This is a genomic window from Vibrio sp. 2CM40D (assembly GCF_023161825.1).
GTDB classification, from domain to species: Bacteria; Pseudomonadota; Gammaproteobacteria; order Enterobacterales; family Vibrionaceae; genus Vibrio; species Vibrio alginolyticus.
The window spans coordinates 105,156-120,685 of the sequence record NZ_JALNTL010000001.1 but is presented as its reverse complement, the minus strand read 5'-3'; the positions used below and the strand labels follow the sequence as shown (position 1 = coordinate 120,685).

The 15,530-nt window shown below is 43.6% G+C and carries 16 protein-coding genes; 12 read left to right on the top strand and 4 right to left on the bottom strand.

The features are described from left to right. The first annotated feature begins 13 nt into the window (after positions 1 to 13). From fabG to MTF70_RS00480, 10 genes are all read left to right on the top strand, one after another. Positions 14 to 748: a 3-oxoacyl-ACP reductase FabG gene (gene fabG / locus MTF70_RS00525; RefSeq protein ID WP_025767222.1), complete on the top strand. Its 735-nt coding sequence runs from the start codon at positions 14 to 16 to the stop codon at positions 746 to 748. A gap of 246 nt (positions 749 to 994) precedes the next feature. Next, a complete protein-coding gene (acpP, locus tag MTF70_RS00520) occupies positions 995 to 1,228 on the top strand; it encodes an acyl carrier protein (protein ID WP_004406112.1) in 234 nt (77 codons plus the stop codon). A 93-nt stretch (positions 1,229 to 1,321) separates the two neighbouring features. Continuing rightward, positions 1,322 to 2,572: a beta-ketoacyl-ACP synthase II gene (gene fabF, locus MTF70_RS00515; protein ID WP_005372948.1), complete on the top strand. Its 1,251-nt coding sequence runs from the start codon at positions 1,322 to 1,324 to the stop codon at positions 2,570 to 2,572. Positions 2,573 to 2,679: 107 nt separating this feature from the next. Beyond that, entirely contained in the window at positions 2,680 to 3,495 is an 816-nt protein-coding gene (gene pabC / locus MTF70_RS00510) for an aminodeoxychorismate lyase (RefSeq protein ID WP_042523095.1), read from the top strand. Beyond that, positions 3,492 to 4,508 carry an endolytic transglycosylase MltG gene (gene mltG, locus MTF70_RS00505; RefSeq protein WP_042523092.1) on the top strand — a complete coding sequence of 339 codons (1,017 nt, stop codon included), beginning with the start codon at positions 3,492 to 3,494 and terminating at the stop codon, positions 4,506 to 4,508. Before pabC ends, mltG begins: the two co-directional genes overlap by 4 nt. Further along, positions 4,505 to 5,137 (top strand): dTMP kinase, encoded by a 633-nt coding sequence (gene tmk, locus MTF70_RS00500; protein WP_044129475.1) that lies wholly within the window; start codon positions 4,505 to 4,507, stop codon positions 5,135 to 5,137. The genes mltG and tmk overlap by 4 nt, the downstream gene beginning before the upstream one ends. 24 nt (positions 5,138 to 5,161) lie before the next feature. After that, positions 5,162 to 6,124 carry a DNA polymerase III subunit delta' gene (locus MTF70_RS00495; protein ID WP_054729226.1) on the top strand — a complete coding sequence of 321 codons (963 nt, stop codon included), beginning with the start codon at positions 5,162 to 5,164 and terminating at the stop codon, positions 6,122 to 6,124. Next, positions 6,115 to 6,882, top strand: a complete 768-nt coding sequence (locus MTF70_RS00490) for a YchF/TatD family DNA exonuclease (protein WP_005372957.1) — start codon at positions 6,115 to 6,117, stop codon at positions 6,880 to 6,882. Before MTF70_RS00495 ends, MTF70_RS00490 begins: the two co-directional genes overlap by 10 nt. 444 nt (positions 6,883 to 7,326) lie before the next feature. Continuing rightward, positions 7,327 to 8,757: a PTS glucose transporter subunit IIBC gene (ptsG, locus tag MTF70_RS00485; RefSeq protein ID WP_005372959.1), complete on the top strand. Its 1,431-nt coding sequence runs from the start codon at positions 7,327 to 7,329 to the stop codon at positions 8,755 to 8,757. 212 nt (positions 8,758 to 8,969) lie between these two features. Beyond that, positions 8,970 to 9,371, top strand: coding sequence for a hypothetical protein (locus MTF70_RS00480; protein WP_005372960.1), 402 nt, complete (start codon positions 8,970 to 8,972; stop codon positions 9,369 to 9,371). A 68-nt stretch (positions 9,372 to 9,439) separates the two neighbouring features. Here MTF70_RS00480 and MTF70_RS00475 read toward each other — a convergent pair whose 3' ends face one another. The 3 genes from MTF70_RS00475 to MTF70_RS00465 form a co-directional block, all read right to left on the bottom strand. Beyond that, on the bottom strand, positions 9,440 to 9,535 hold the full coding sequence (locus MTF70_RS00475; RefSeq protein WP_005372963.1) for a MetS family NSS transporter small subunit: 96 nt from the start codon (positions 9,533 to 9,535) through the stop codon (positions 9,440 to 9,442). Further along, positions 9,532 to 10,998: a sodium-dependent transporter gene (locus MTF70_RS00470; protein ID WP_005372966.1), complete on the bottom strand. Its 1,467-nt coding sequence runs from the start codon at positions 10,996 to 10,998 to the stop codon at positions 9,532 to 9,534. Before MTF70_RS00470 ends, MTF70_RS00475 begins: the two co-directional genes overlap by 4 nt. Positions 10,999 to 11,567: 569 nt before the next feature. Continuing rightward, on the bottom strand, positions 11,568 to 12,158 hold the full coding sequence (locus tag MTF70_RS00465; RefSeq protein ID WP_005372968.1) for an outer membrane beta-barrel protein: 591 nt from the start codon (positions 12,156 to 12,158) through the stop codon (positions 11,568 to 11,570). A gap of 127 nt (positions 12,159 to 12,285) precedes the next feature. Between MTF70_RS00465 and MTF70_RS00460 the strand changes: the two genes are divergently transcribed. Both MTF70_RS00460 and MTF70_RS00455 read left to right on the top strand, forming a co-directional pair. Next, the gene (locus MTF70_RS00460) at positions 12,286 to 12,378 is read left to right on the top strand and encodes a YnhF family membrane protein (protein WP_005372970.1); all 93 of its coding nucleotides are present in this window, start codon (positions 12,286 to 12,288) and stop codon (positions 12,376 to 12,378) included. Between the two features lie 44 nt (positions 12,379 to 12,422). After that, positions 12,423 to 13,574, top strand: coding sequence for a patatin-like phospholipase family protein (locus tag MTF70_RS00455; protein WP_005372971.1), 1,152 nt, complete (start codon positions 12,423 to 12,425; stop codon positions 13,572 to 13,574). Positions 13,575 to 13,682: 108 nt separating this feature from the next. Here the strand turns inward: MTF70_RS00455 and pyk are convergent, their stop codons facing one another. Continuing rightward, entirely contained in the window at positions 13,683 to 15,125 is a 1,443-nt protein-coding gene (gene pyk, locus MTF70_RS00450; RefSeq protein WP_005372972.1) for a pyruvate kinase, read from the bottom strand. Positions 15,126 to 15,530: the final 405 nt, after the last annotated feature.

Here is a 15,530-nt window from a genome sequence, read left to right as displayed (position 1 = left end):
GAAACACAACATGATGAATCTAGAAGGTAAGATCGCGCTAGTTACCGGCGCAAGCCGTGGTATTGGCCGCGCGATCGCGGAACTTCTTGTCGAGCGAGGTGCTACGGTTATCGGTACTGCTACTTCTGAAAGTGGTGCGGCTGCTATCAGCGAGTATCTTGGTGATAACGGTAAAGGCTTAGCGCTTAACGTGACTGATGTCGAGTCTATCGAAGCGACATTAAAAACGATCAACGAAGAATTTGGTGTGATCGATATTCTGGTGAATAACGCTGGTATTACTCGTGACAACCTATTGATGCGCATGAAAGATGATGAGTGGAACGACATCATCGATACCAACCTAACGCCTATCTACCGCATGTCTAAAGCGGTTTTACGCGGTATGATGAAAAAACGTGCGGGTCGTATCATCAACGTAGGCTCTGTTGTTGGTACCATGGGTAATGCTGGTCAAACTAACTACGCAGCAGCGAAAGCGGGCGTGATTGGTTTTACTAAATCAATGGCTCGTGAAGTTGCGTCTCGTGGTGTAACAGTGAACACTGTTGCTCCTGGTTTCATCGAAACTGACATGACTAAGGCGCTAAGTGATGACCAACGTGCGGCAACTTTGTCGAACGTGCCAGCAGGTCGTTTAGGTGACCCACGTGAAATTGCATCAGCAGTAGTTTTCCTTGCTTCTCCTGAAGCAGCGTACATTACTGGTGAAACTTTGCATGTAAATGGTGGCATGTACATGGTTTAATGCGACAGTTTATGCAAAATAAGCTATTTTACATTGTGAAAAATAGCCTATAGTTGCAGTTAACTGTCATGAACTTGTCATGCTTATGCGCAAGATTTGTGCATGATTTAAGTCAAAAATGTATTGAAATTCGGTTAAATTCGCTAATTTTGTGGTTTGACCAGCAAGGACCCCCTTGCAACTTTCAATAGTTCGAATAAACTACGGAATCATCGCATTAGGCGAAATCTGTAAAGGAAAAGAAAAATGAGCAACATCGAAGAACGCGTAAAGAAAATCATTGTTGAACAGCTAGGTGTAGACGAAGCAGAAGTTAAAAACGAAGCTTCTTTCGTTGATGATCTAGGTGCTGATTCTCTAGACACTGTAGAACTAGTTATGGCTCTAGAAGAGGAATTCGACACTGAGATTCCTGACGAAGAAGCTGAGAAGATCACTACTGTTCAAGCTGCAATCGACTACGTAAACAGCGCTCAGTAATTAGCTCTCCCAGGCGGTCTCCTAGACCGCCTGTGTTCTTTCTAACTTCTTCTATCCTCTCATAGAAATATTCAATTCCCGGAGAATTATATCGTGTCCAAGCGTCGTGTAGTTGTCACTGGCATGGGTATGTTGTCACCGGTAGGCAACACAGTAGAATCATCTTGGAAAGCCCTGCTAGAAGGTCAAAGTGGTATCGTAAATATCGAGCACTTTGATACTACGAACTTCTCAACTCGTTTTGCAGGTCTTGTTAAAGATTTCGATTGCACAGAGTACATGTCTAAAAAAGATGCTCGTAAGATGGACCTTTTCATCCAGTACGGCATTGCAGCGGGTATTCAAGCTCTTGATAACTCTGGCTTACAAATTACCGAAGAAAATGCGGCTCGAGTTGGTGTTGCTATCGGCTCAGGCATTGGCGGTCTTGACCTTATCGAAACTGGCCATACTGCATTAGTAGACAAAGGCCCTCGCAAAGTTAGCCCATTTTTTGTTCCTTCGACCATTGTAAACATGGTTGCAGGTAACCTATCTATCATGCGTGGTCTCCGTGGTCCAAATATCGCGATTTCTACCGCATGTACTACTGGCCTGCATAATATCGGCCATGCAGCACGTATGATTGCCTACGGCGATGCAGATGCGATGGTTGCTGGTGGTGCAGAAAAAGCTTCTACGCCTCTTGGCATGGCTGGCTTCGGTGCAGCTAAAGCACTATCTACTCGTAATGAAGAGCCTCAAAAAGCGTCTCGCCCATGGGATAAAGGCCGTGATGGTTTTGTTCTAGGTGATGGTGCTGGCATGATGGTGCTTGAAGAGTACGAACACGCAAAAGCACGTGGCGCGAAGATTTACGCAGAACTGGTTGGTTTTGGTATGTCTGGTGATGCTTACCACATGACTTCTCCAAGCGAAGATGGCTCTGGTGGTGCACTTGCGATGGAAGCGGCAATGCGTGACGCGAACATCACAGGTACCCAAGTAGGTTATGTGAATGCTCACGGTACATCTACTCCTGCTGGCGACGTTGCAGAAATCAAGGGCGTGAAACGTGCTCTTGGTGAAGAAGGTGCGAAGCAAGTACTTGTATCATCAACTAAGTCTATGACTGGTCACCTATTAGGTGCAGCAGGCTCTGTTGAAGCAATTATCACGGTTATGTCTTTGGTTGACCAAATCGTTCCACCAACGATTAACCTTGATGATCCAGAAGAAGGTCTAGACATCGACCTTGTGCCGCACACTGCGCGCAAAGTTGAAGGTATGGAATACGCTATCTGTAACTCGTTTGGCTTTGGTGGTACAAACGGTTCTTTGATCTTCAAAAAGTTCGCTGAGTAACACTATCTAACCTTATTTAGATAAGCGAAACTTGTATTCTAACGGCTCGATGCTTAGCATTGAGCCGTTTTGTTTTATTTGTTGTCTGCTAATTTGAAGGTACGTGAATGTTTTGGGTAAATGGAGTTCCGCAAACGCATGTAGAGCTAGGTGATCGCTCATTCCAATACGGTGATGGAGGCTTTACCACCATCCTGACCCAAAATGGAGAGTTGGTTTACTGGCAGGAGCATACTGAGCGCATGAGTGCTTGCCTTGACGCTTTGAAGATCTCTTCACCTGACTGGAAAGTTGTGCATGGTTGGGCAAGCAAAGCGGTTTTATCTGACGCACGAGCGGGGGTGAAGATTCACGTTAGCCGCGGTATTGGCGGGCGAGGGTATAGCCCTAATGGGATTAAAGGCCCTATCGTGACGATTTCCAATTTTGCATTTCCTTCTCATTATTCATCTTGGCAAGAACAAGGTGTGGACTTGGGCGTTTGTAATACTCGTCTAGGGATTCAACCTTTACTTGCGGGACATAAGCACAACAACCGTTTAGAGCAGATTCTCGCCAAGGCTGAAATCGACAATACAGAGTTTGCAGATGCAATAACGTTAAATGTGCAAAACCATGTCATTGAAACTACAATGGCCAACCTTTTTTGGGTTAAAGGTAATAAAGTATTTACGCCGGAGCTGACCTTATCAGGCGTTACGGGCGTAATGCGTCGTAAGGTGCTTGAGTTACTTAAAGTAAGTCATATTGAAGTCATCGAGGGGCGTTTTATACTTCCAGATTTGCTGAGTGCTGACGAGGCTTTCATGTGTAACTCAATATTAGGTGTCGCACCTATTCGCAGCATAGTGACATCGAACTCTAAGACTATATTTCCGATAGGAAAATTGACTCAACGACTGCAAGGGAATTTAACTACGTGATTAAAAAACTGTTGGCTTTTGTTGTGCTGATCGCAGTGATAGGCGCAGCAGCTGTTTTTTATATAATTTCACAGGCTAAACAATACGTTGAAAAGCCTATTCTATTGGAACAACCTCAGCTGTTTACTGTAGAAAGTGGTACAAGCTTTCATCATGTCATGCGCGCCTTAGTTGAAGGTGAGGTGATTGAAACATCGGAGTACATCCGTTTAATTCCTCACTTATATCCAGAATTGTTGCAAGTGCGAGCGGGTACTTACCAACTTGAGCCTGGTATGTCACTTTCGCAAACATTGGAGCATCTGAATACTGGAAAAGAATACCAGTTTGCGATCACTTTTGTTGAAGGCAGCCGCTTTTCTGAATGGGTAGATCAACTAAAAAGTGCTCCTTATTTAAAGCATGATTTAACCGATCTTTCAGAAAAAGAAATGGCTGCGAAGCTCGGAATTGAGAGAGAAAAGCTAGAAGGGTTGTTTTTAGCAGAAACCTACCATTACACAGCGGGTGCGAGTGAAAGCCAGTTATTAAAACGAGCGCATCGAAAACTCAATAAAATACTGGATGCTAACTGGGAAGCGCGTCAAGAAAAGCTGCCATTACAGGACAAATATGAAGCCTTGATTCTCGCGTCTATCATCGAGAAAGAGACGGCTATTGATTCTGAGCGTGAGCGCGTCGCTTCTGTGTTTATCAACCGATTGAACAAACGCATGCGGTTACAAACTGATCCGACAGTTATTTATGGTATGGGTGACGCCTACGATGGCAACATTCGTAAGAAAGATTTGCGTACGCCGACACCATATAACACCTATACCATCAATGGATTGCCACCAACACCGATTGCGATGGCTGGTGAAGCTTCCATTGAAGCGGCTTTGAATCCAGAAAGCAGCAACTATTTATATTTTGTAGCAAGTGGAAAGGGCGGACATGTATTCTCGAAATCCCTTGCTGAGCACAACCGTGCTGTTCGTGCCTATTTAAGAGAACTAAGAAAGAACAAATGATGAAAGCAAACTTTATTGTCGTTGAAGGCCTAGAAGGCGCGGGTAAAAGCACTGCGATTAAAACCGTTTTAGATACGCTAAAAGCGGCCGGTATTGAGGATATCGTAAATACCCGTGAGCCAGGAGGCACACCGCTAGCAGAAAAAATGCGCGCTCTGGTGAAAGAAGAGCACGAAGGTGAAGAACTTAAGGACATGACGGAGTTGCTTCTTCTGTACGCTGCACGTGTTCAGTTGGTTGAGAACGTGATCAAACCAGCTTTGGAAAACGGTCAGTGGGTGGTTGGTGACCGACACGATATGTCGTCGCAAGCTTATCAAGGTGGTGGCCGTCAGATTGACGCATCGTTAATGAAAAATCTCCGGGATACAACGCTTGGTGATTTTAAACCTGCTCTCACTCTCTATATGGATATTGACCCTCGTGTTGGGCTTGAGCGTGCACGTGGGCGTGGTGAGTTAGATCGTATAGAGAAGATGGATATTAGTTTCTTCGAGCGTACACGTGAGCGTTATTTGGAGATTGCTCATGCCGATCCTTCCATCGTTATCATTAACGCAGAACAGGCGATTGAAGGCGTGTCGCGTGATATTCGGGACGCTCTAAACGAGTGGCTAGCTCGTCAATAAGTGAAACGTAAATTTAGGTGACTCATGTTAAATGATTATCCATGGCTACAGCCAATATGGGATAACCTCAAAGTAGGGTTAGAGTCGGACAGAATACCAGGTGCGCTTTTATTACAAAGCGAGCAGGGCTTGGGCATCGAAAAACTTATCGAGTTTTTTAGCCAAGCACTTCTTTGCCAAAATTACGCGAGTGAAGCATGCGGTTTTTGTCATAGCTGCCAGCTAAATCAATCTCAAAACCACCCTGATTTACACTGGATCAAGCCAGAGAAAGAAGGAAAGGCGATAACGGTGGACCAAATTCGCGCTTGTAACCGTCTAGCTCAGGAATCATCTCAGCTTAATGGTTACCGCCTATTTGTAATAGAACCGGCGGACTCTATGAACGAGTCGGCATCGAATGCGCTGTTAAAGACGCTAGAAGAGCCTGGGGCAAAGTGCTTGTTTTTGCTCGTTACCCACAATCAGGAGCGTCTGCTCCCAACGATTCGTAGCCGTTGCCAACACTGGGTTGTTGCGCCTCCGTCAGCGGAACAAGCGATGCAATGGATGCACGAACAAGGGGCGAAGCAAGTTCCTGCTTATGCCTTAAAACTGAATATGGGCTCTCCAATAAAAACATTGGATGCGTTAAATAATGGTGAGCTCGAAGCTTACTTGGCTTTTGAACGCAGTTTTATTAAGGCAATGTCTTCGCCTGTTTCAGACGTTTCTGAGTGTGCTTCTTTAATCGCTAAACACTCAGAGCAATCACTAGACTGGGCATGGTATTTACTGACAGATGCTCAGAAAGCGCAGTTTGGTGTATCAGAAGCTCAAATGCTTCCGGGCGCGACAAAGTTCCAACCGGACAACTATAACGGTTTGTACTCATCAGCGAAGGCGCTGATGAACCTGAAAGCTCAGGTGCAAGCCTTTCCTGGCCTGAACCTTGAGCTACTATCAATGAATTGGTTAATTGAATCACGAGAGGCATTATGTTCGTAGATTCTCATTGTCATTTAGACAAATTGAATTACGACGATCTCCACATCAATGTGGAAGACGTTATTAACAAAGCTAAACAAGCAAACGTAACTGAGCTACTTTCTGTTGGAGTAACGCTGGATTCTTTCCCGAAAATGATGGAAATGATCGAGCCTTATGACAATGTTTATGCTTCGTGCGGTGTGCACCCACTTGATGTTGAAAGCGACTTTTCGATGGACGTATTGCGCCACCATGCGTCGAATGCAAAAGTCGTCGCTATTGGCGAAACGGGTTTAGATTATCATTACAAGCCCGAAACGGCCGCGTTACAGAAAGAGCGCTTTGAGCAACACGTTGATCTTGCAGTGGAGCTCAACAAACCTTTAATTATCCATACCAGAAACGCACGTGCGGATACTCTAGATATTTTGCGTAAGGGTGGGGCAGAGAAATGTGGTGGTGTTATCCATTGTTTTACAGAAGATCTTCCATTTGCTGAAGCTGCACTGGAGCTGGGGTTTTATATTTCTATCTCGGGGATTGTTACTTTCCGTCAAGCTACAGAGTTAAAAGAAGTGGTGAAGACTCTACCTTTAGAGAAGCTTCTTATTGAGACAGATTCTCCTTACTTGGCTCCTGTCCCTCATCGTGGCAAAGAGAATCAACCCGCTTATGTTGTCGAAGTCGCTTCTTATATTGCGCAACTCAAATCGTGCTCTCTTTCTGAAGTGGCACAAAAAACCACCGAAAACTTCCGAAATCTTTTTTTGCGATGAAAAAATAATAAGAGCATAAAAAAGGAGCTTAGGCTCCTTTTTTGTTGATAAAAACAACAGATACGCTCACGAGTTTAATGTTTACTAAAAATGTTGATTTAATAACATTCAAAAATCACAAATGTAATTTTGTTACTAAAAATAACATTGAGGCGTATTTTATTTACGCCTTAAAATTAATTATATAAATAATTAATTCTTTATAAAACAGTAATATAAGTGCAATGCAAACCTTTTCATCGGCTGTTTTTGGGTGTGATCCAAGACTTGTTTTGAAACTAAATTTCGTAACTGTGTGGAAAGTTTGAGGGTCATCAATATATATTTAGAGCCGGAAAATATAATGCAGTTGTGGTTACATTTTCATTGGGTGCTAACCTTTAGGCTACGGGGGTGTGCCGTTAGTGCCCAAATAATACTTATAAATTTATCAGGAGCATAAACATGTTTAAGAACCTTTTTGCTAACCTGCAAAAAGTTGGTAAGGCTCTGATGCTTCCAGTATCAGTTTTACCAGTTGCAGGTATTTTATTAGGTGTGGGTGCTGCCCATCTAAGCTTTATTCCAGAGATCGTTTCTAATCTTATGGAACAAGCTGGTGGTTCAGTATTCGGCCAAATGGCACTTCTATTTGCAGTAGGTGTAGCTCTAGGCTTCACTAACAACGACGGTGTTGCAGGTCTTGCAGCTATCGTTGGTTACGGCATCATGACGGCAACGCTAGGTGTAATGGCGGGCGTTATGGGTGTTGAGAAAATCGATACAGGTGTACTAGGTGGTATCCTTGTCGGTGGTGTGGCTGCTTGGGCATTCAACCGTTTCTTCAAAATCCAACTTCCAGAGTACCTTGGCTTCTTCGCTGGTAAGCGCGCAGTGCCAATCATCACTGGTTTTGCTGCGATCATCCTAGGTGTTATCCTTTCTGTTATCTGGCCACCAATTGGCGGTGCAATTTCTGCATTCTCTGATTGGGCTGCACACCAAAACCCACAGCTAGCATTCGGTATCTACGGTGTTGTTGAGCGTTCTCTAATCCCATTCGGTCTACACCACGTATGGAACGTACCGTTCTTCTTCGAAGCAGGTTCTTGTGTTAACGCTGCCGGTGAAGCTCAAAATGGTGTACTAACTTGTTACCTAGTTGCTGATGAAGCATCTCGTGCTGCTGGTAATGGCTTCGGTCAGCTAGCGGGTGGTTACATGTTCAAGATGTTCGGTCTACCAGCTGCAGCAATCGCAATTGCTCATTGTGCTAAACCAGAAAACCGTGCAAAAGTAATGGGTATCATGGCGTCAGCTGCACTGACTTCATTCCTAACTGGTATTACTGAGCCAATCGAATTCTCATTCCTATTCGTTGCTCCACTACTATACGGTATCCACGCTCTACTAGCTGGTTCTGCATACATCGTTTCGAACACTCTAGGCTTTGTACACGGTACTTCTTTCTCTCACGGTCTGATCGACTTCCTAGTTCTATCTGGTAACGCTCAGAAGATGGTGCTAATGATTGCCGTTGGTCTAGTTTACGCAGTAATTTACTACGTAGTGTTCCGTGGTGTAATCACAGCGCTTGACCTAAAAACACCTGGCCGTGAAGATGAAACGGAAAGTGCAGCTGTAACTTCTGGCTCTGATATGGGCGGTGAACTGGTTGCAGCGTTTGGCGGTAAAGCTAACATTACTGGTCTAGATGCATGTATCACACGTCTACGTGTAGCAGTTGCAGATACAGCAGCTGTTGACCAAGACAAGCTAAAACAACTAGGCGCTGCTGGTGTTGTAGTTGTAGCTGGTGGTGTACAGGCTATCTTCGGTACTAAGTCTGATAACCTAAAAACTGAAATGGATGAGTGGATTCGTAACCACGGTTAATCGCAGTCATTCATAGTAATGCATAAAAGGAGGCTTCGGCCTCCTTTTTTAGTTCCTATTTTATTAACTGACAGTTCCTTTTTAGTGTGATCCTAAACTCATCTTTACTTTTGTCAGCTTTTTCATACATCGAGCTTACCCATCGTTGACATATTGATATGCCATTATGTTTGAATAGCGAATAATGTTTTTTTGAATAATTGATAACGTGTATGAAGAACAAATTCATTTTAGTTTTGGGACTAGTTTCTAGTACGGCAATGGCGGCAAGCGAACCAACGGATCTATCAGTTGGTATGGCTGTCGATCAACAATTAAGTGTTGTTGTAGAGTTAGATAACAAATATCGTGGCATTATCGGAAACGATGGTATGGCGTTTGATTACATCGCTAAGCGTGGAACATTCGATCAAAACATGCCTGTGACTTGGTATGTCGGCGTTGGTGGCTGGTATGAATGGGATGACGAGTTTGGTGTGAGAGTACCACTTGGTGTGAACTGGGATTTATCACGCGGCTGGGACCTTTATGGTCAAATACACCCAGAGCTAGATCTTTACAAAGGTGCTGACTTGCAACTTGGCGGCGCCGTTGGCATCAAGTACAGTTTCTAGAATTGAACTAATGTATGTACAAAAAACGCCGGTAACTACCGGCGTTTTTTTATATGGAACTTAACGTTCTATTGTTTATCCATGGCTCGCTTGATGCAAACGGCAGCGCCGCCCCAAGTGATACCTAAACCAATAACCATCATAATAATTGCGCTGATTGTCATTTTGCTGTCTCCTTGCGGTTCACTGCGTTGATCACTAGACCAAAGATAAAGAGTGCGGCGATAAGTGCCCAGCCTAAAGTTAGATCATAGCCACCGTAGCCTTCAGTAATTAGGGCGTATAGCTTGGTCGCTAAGATAATGGCGAGCATGATTGGTGTAACGAAGCGTAAGCAGATCTCGAACCATTGACCAACAGAGAAATCAGAGCGCTCGTTAACGTAATTACGTACTTCTGGCACGCGCTTCAATAGCCACGCCATCAAGACAATCTCAACCAGACCACCAACCATGATGCCAACGTTGTTTGCAAAGTGGTCTACTAGATCGAGTAGCAGCAGACCGCCATTGGTAGCAAACGCCATAGAGACAACGAAGCCAATACCAATCACAACATTTGCAGCTTTTTTACGGCTCCACTTCAGCTTGTCGATAATGGCTGAAGTTACGGCTTCCATAATTGAAATATGCGAACTTAGACCAGCAACCACCAGTGCAAAGAAGAACAGTGGACCAAGAATATATGGGGCAGGTAGTAGGTTAATTGCCGCAGGTAAAGTAACAAAAGCCAAGCCAACGCCTGCAGATACCACCTCTGTTAACGGCTTACCTTGCTCTTGAGCCATGTAACCCAATACTGAGAAGATCATGATGCCGGCTAGGATCGAGAAGCCACAGTTGATCAACACGGTCATAAACGCGTTATTCGTTATGTCCGACTTTTCTGGTAGGTAGCTAGAGTAAGCTAGCATGATGGCGAAGCCGATACTTAGCGTAAAAAAGATCTGACCATATGCCGCTGCCCATACTTTCACATCCCAAATTTTGCTGAAATCGGGTTCGAACATGTAGTTCACGCCATCTAGAGCTCCTGGCAAGAAAATCATACGTCCGATTAAGAAAATCACCATCAAGAATAGGATTGGCATCATAATTTTAGATGCTCGTTCAATTCCTGATTTCACGCCTTTGGCAATAGCGGTGTAAGTAATTGCCCAAGCAATCACCATGGATAAAGCAATCTTCCATTGAATACTGCCTAAGTCTGTTGGTGAGTTGTCACCTAGCTTTAGGTATTCACTAAAGAAAAATGCGTTGGTATCGGTTCCCCAACCTTGAGTGAACGACAACCCAAAGTAAGAAATCGACCAACCGATAACAGCCACATAGTAAACGGCAATAACTGCAGCCACACCAACTTGGAACCAGCCAAGCCATTCAAATTTAGAATGAATTTTCGCAAGTGTTTTTGGTGCCGAGCCTCGGTATTTTTGTCCCATACTGAACTCAAGGATCATAAATGGAATACCGGCAGTGATCATGGCAAAAATGTAAGGAATAAAAAATGCGCCGCCACCGTTTTCATAGGCCATGTATGGGAAACGCCAAATGTTTCCCAAACCGATAGCAGACCCAACTGCTGCTAAGATGAATCCCGCCCGGGATCCCCATTGTTCTCGCTTCATATTTGACTCCTATAAGACTCCCTGAGGAATGAAGCTCTCTACGTAACACAGTAATAATTGCGCAAATAGTTGGAAGAAAGGACCGCTGTTATCCATCAGATTTTCTATCCTTAATTCTAACTTCTTATAATTTTATAGAGCTATATTCTGGTTACTGTAAGAGAAAGTAGATTATTAATCTTAAAATTTTGATGTGTGTTTGATAAAACTGAAATATTTATCTGTTTTCACTGATCAGACTAACTTCTAATAATACTTAGCGCAATAGAATCTAAATGTTAATTCAGATGCGTTGTCTGGTTTTAATCTTGTTAAATTTGAGTTTGATTGTGGTTTTATGTGGGTGTGTGGTTGTTTGTCTGGAATAAATGACTGGGATCTAATAATTGCTTTGGTGTTTAAGACTATTTTGATTAATTAGGGCGTACGGCTATCTTTTGTGCACCTATCTAGATGATGCTTCGTTACTTTGCCAAACAATGGTGTTTAGACGATATCCTTTATCGGCTCTGTGCAGGACTCGTTCAGCGTTCTTTGTGACGCGTCCTATAAAGGAACATGCATAAAAATTAGAAGCGGAAACTAAAACCGACATTTGATTGGAATTGGTTCATCCAATCAGTATCGAACTTAATGATACAGTTTGAGCCGTCATTAGGTAGAGTACAGGCGCCAGATGTATCGTTATCAACGACCGTTCCTAACCATCTCAGTTGGGCTGTTAATGCAAAGTTCTTTGAAAATTCATATTCCAGCCCTGCAAAAGCGCTAGCCGAAAATCCGTATTTTTTGTCTACCCAATCCACATCGGCGTAAGAAGCGCCCAAACCTACACCGATATAGGTTTGCCATTTTTCTGCGACAGGATAGTACATGCTGCTTTGGAAGTGCAGATAATGGATATCTGCCGAGTTGGACAGCTTTTCAAGTTCCGTCGATTGATTGGAGTAAAACAATCCGATCCTTCCTTTTTCTAAGGGAGTCTCGACTGAAAGAGCGTAATTCACTGCGGGGTCGAGATCGTATGTATTACCACTTTCATCCTCTACTTGGCCGCCTCCTGTATAGCCTATGTATGGTGTAACGATGATATTCGCTTGTGCATTGATAGCAGTACTCATCATCATGATTCCTACTAGCCAGCTGAGTTTTTGGTTCATGCCCTATCTCCTTATTATGACTAAGCTAATTGTGATGGGTTAGTCAAAATTGCGCGACTAAATTAAGCAAATCTTGAACATATTTCACACCGGTGTTATTAATTTGTTACATATTAAGGAGGTGTTTATGGAACACGATCTAAAATCCGCATTAATCATTGTGGTGACTGTTTTTGCAGTGCTTTTGTCATTTGGCATCATTGCTATTACAACAGCTTAAGATAACCACTTTTACCAAACGTTTTAACAAAATGGCGTGAGCCTATGATACGTAACAGCGGTATAATCACAGAAAGCCATGCAGAGCTTGATGTAAAAGTTTATGAGCACTTTAGGCATGGTAAAACTGCTTTAGTCACGCAAGGTGGAGGGCAGAGAGGGATTTTTACCGCTGGCGTTTTAGACGCCTTTTTACTTTCCAACTTCGATCCTTTCGATGAATTCTATGGCACCTCTGCCGGAGCACTCAACTTATGTTCTTACTTGTGTCGTCAACATGGCATGGGCAAAGCTTTTATTACCGAGCTGACAACGTCTCCTGAATTTTTTAATCTTTTTCGCTATATCCGAAAGCAGCAGTACTTAGGTTTAGAGTGGGCATTAGAACGGATTCAAGATTTCCCATACAAGCTTGACCTTGATTTAGGGCGCAGTGCATTGGGAAAACGAGGAGCGTTTGCTGCGGTAACGAATATAGAGACGCTATCAGATCAATATCTACCAATCTTGGATGACTCGTGGTTTAACACTATGCTAGCGACGTGTGCGATTCCCAAGTTGTACCACGGACCTGTCGACGTAAATGGCAATAAGTTTGTTGATGGCGGCGTGTCTGCCTCTATCCCTGTACAAGAAGCGTGGCGTCAGAATGCTCGCAACATTATTGTCATTCGCACAGAGCCGTTTTCAGAGATTGAAGCGAGAGCCCAAAGTGAAGTAGGGGATGTGCCTGTCGAATGGTATCGGGAGTCTATCAACTCAGTACAGCAATCATGGCAGCAAAAAGTGAATCAGTGGAAGCTGGATTGGGCGTCGTTCTTCCAACAAAAAATTAATGCAGCACATCAATCGAAGCTTGCAGGGAAAATGCTGTTAAATGGAGGCCGTTGGTTGTTCGGTGCCGATAACTTGTATCGTTTAAGTCATCTGATTGGTGAGAATTTTGATTCAGGTTTAGCCGACATGCTGATGATTCATTATCAAACATTTGAGCTCACTCAGGCCTTTATATCTGCTCCACCTGACGACACTTTTATTTTACAAGTTGCGCCTAAAGAGGGACTTCGTTCTTCTTCTTTGTTAAGTGACCAAGAGTCACTAGAGCATGACTATCAACTTGGGCTTCAAGCTGGGTTTAACCTAGTTCAACTCTATGACCAGCTAGATGTTGAAATTGATGGTAGAGAGAGTGCATAAACCTTCTTACGTTCACGATGTGCGCAATATACAAAGCATATAAATAAGGCTCCATTTTCGGAGCCTTATTTGCGGGTTCTTGTGGTTAACTCTGGTTAGGTATAACGACTACGCTTGTAGAATGCGCATGCAGTTGGTTGAGCCAACAACATCCATTACATCGCCTTGAGTAATAATGACTAAATCACCTTTGTGCAAGAACCCTTGCTCTTTAAGGCTAGTAATCGCTGCTTGAGCCGTTGGTAAACCCGCATCACTTTTTGACTCGAAATATACAGGTGTCACGCCTCGGTATAATGCTGCTCGATTTAGTGTCGATTCATTCCGTGATAAGGCAAATATTGGCAAGCCAGAGCTTAAGCGAGACATCATCAACGCAGTCCTGCCGGACTCAGTTAACGAGATCATCGCTTTAATTCCTTCCATGTGATTCGCAGAATACATGGTTGCCATTGCGATGGTTTCTTCAGCGGTTTCGAAGGTTCTATCTAAGCGATAGGTTGATAGACTTGCCTCCGACATTTTTTCTGCCCCCACACATACTTCGGCCATGGATTTGACCGTTTCTACAGGATATTTACCTGCAGCGGTCTCTCCAGAAAGCATCACCGCGTCAGTGCCGTCTAGAACCGCATTGGCCACATCCATCACTTCAGCACGCGTTGGCATTGGGCTAGTAATCATGGACTCCATCATTTGTGTCGCAGTAATCACGATACGGTTTAAACTGCGTGCGCGGCGAATCAGTTTTTTCTGGACACCTATGAGCTCAGGGTCACCGATTTCTACACCAAGGTCACCACGTGCAACCATCACCACATCGGATGCGAGAATAATGTCGTCAATAGACTCATTGGTCGCGACGGTTTCTGCTCGTTCGACTTTAGCCACTAACATGGCTTCAAGGCCTGCATCTCTGGCTAAGCGTCGAGCGTAATGCATGTCTTCGCCGTTACGCGGGAATGAAATAGCAAGGTAGTCTACTTGAATTGCTGCGGCGGTAAGAATGTCGGCTTTATCTTTCTCTGTGAGCGCATCGGCTGACAATCCGCCGCCTTTTTTGTTGATCCCTTTATTGTTGGACAGTGGACCACCGACAATCACACGGGTATGAACTTTATTACCCTCTACTTTGGTAACTTGCAGCTGAACGCGTCCATCATCGAGTAATAAAATGTCATTTGGTGAAACATCTTGCGGTAGTTCTTTATAATCTAACCCTACAGATTCTTGATTGCCTTCACCTTTTGGTAAATCACTATCTAATGTGAATTTATCGCCCACATTCAAAATGACTTGGCCGTCTTTAAACGTTGATACACGGATTTTAGGGCCTTGTAAGTCACCAAGAATTGCAACCTGACGCCCAAGTCTTGCTGCAATGGTACGGACTTTGTTCGCACGTTGAATGTGGTCTTCACTGGTTCCATGTGAAAAATTCATACGGACAACGTTTGCACCGGCTTTGATGATCTCCTCAAGTATATTGTCCTTATCCGTTGAAGGACCCAGCGTAGTGACAATTTTTGTTCGTCTTAATTTGGAAGTCATAGATTCTCCGATGAATGTGTGTGTACAGGTAACTTGAACTCTATCCTTACTTTACGCAATCGCTCTCAAGGTTAGCCTCGCTTAGCCCACACCTTAAAGCTACTTGAATATAAGTATATGCACAGAATGTTTACATTAAGAGTAACCCCGGTAAAACAGACAGATATTCGACAGGCAATGGCCTTATTGATAAAAATACGCTGCTTTAAAGGCACTACTTCATAATTTAGTGAATAAAAATAAGTTATTTTTCAAACAATTTAACAGGAGTAGATTCTTCGTTATTTGATTGAATACACAAACAAACAGGTTTATACGTGATGCTTGTCACGGGGATTTATTAATTCACTTCACAATTAGTTCGCAAAGTAAAAAAATTGTCCCGTTATAGAATTTCGGAGTGCA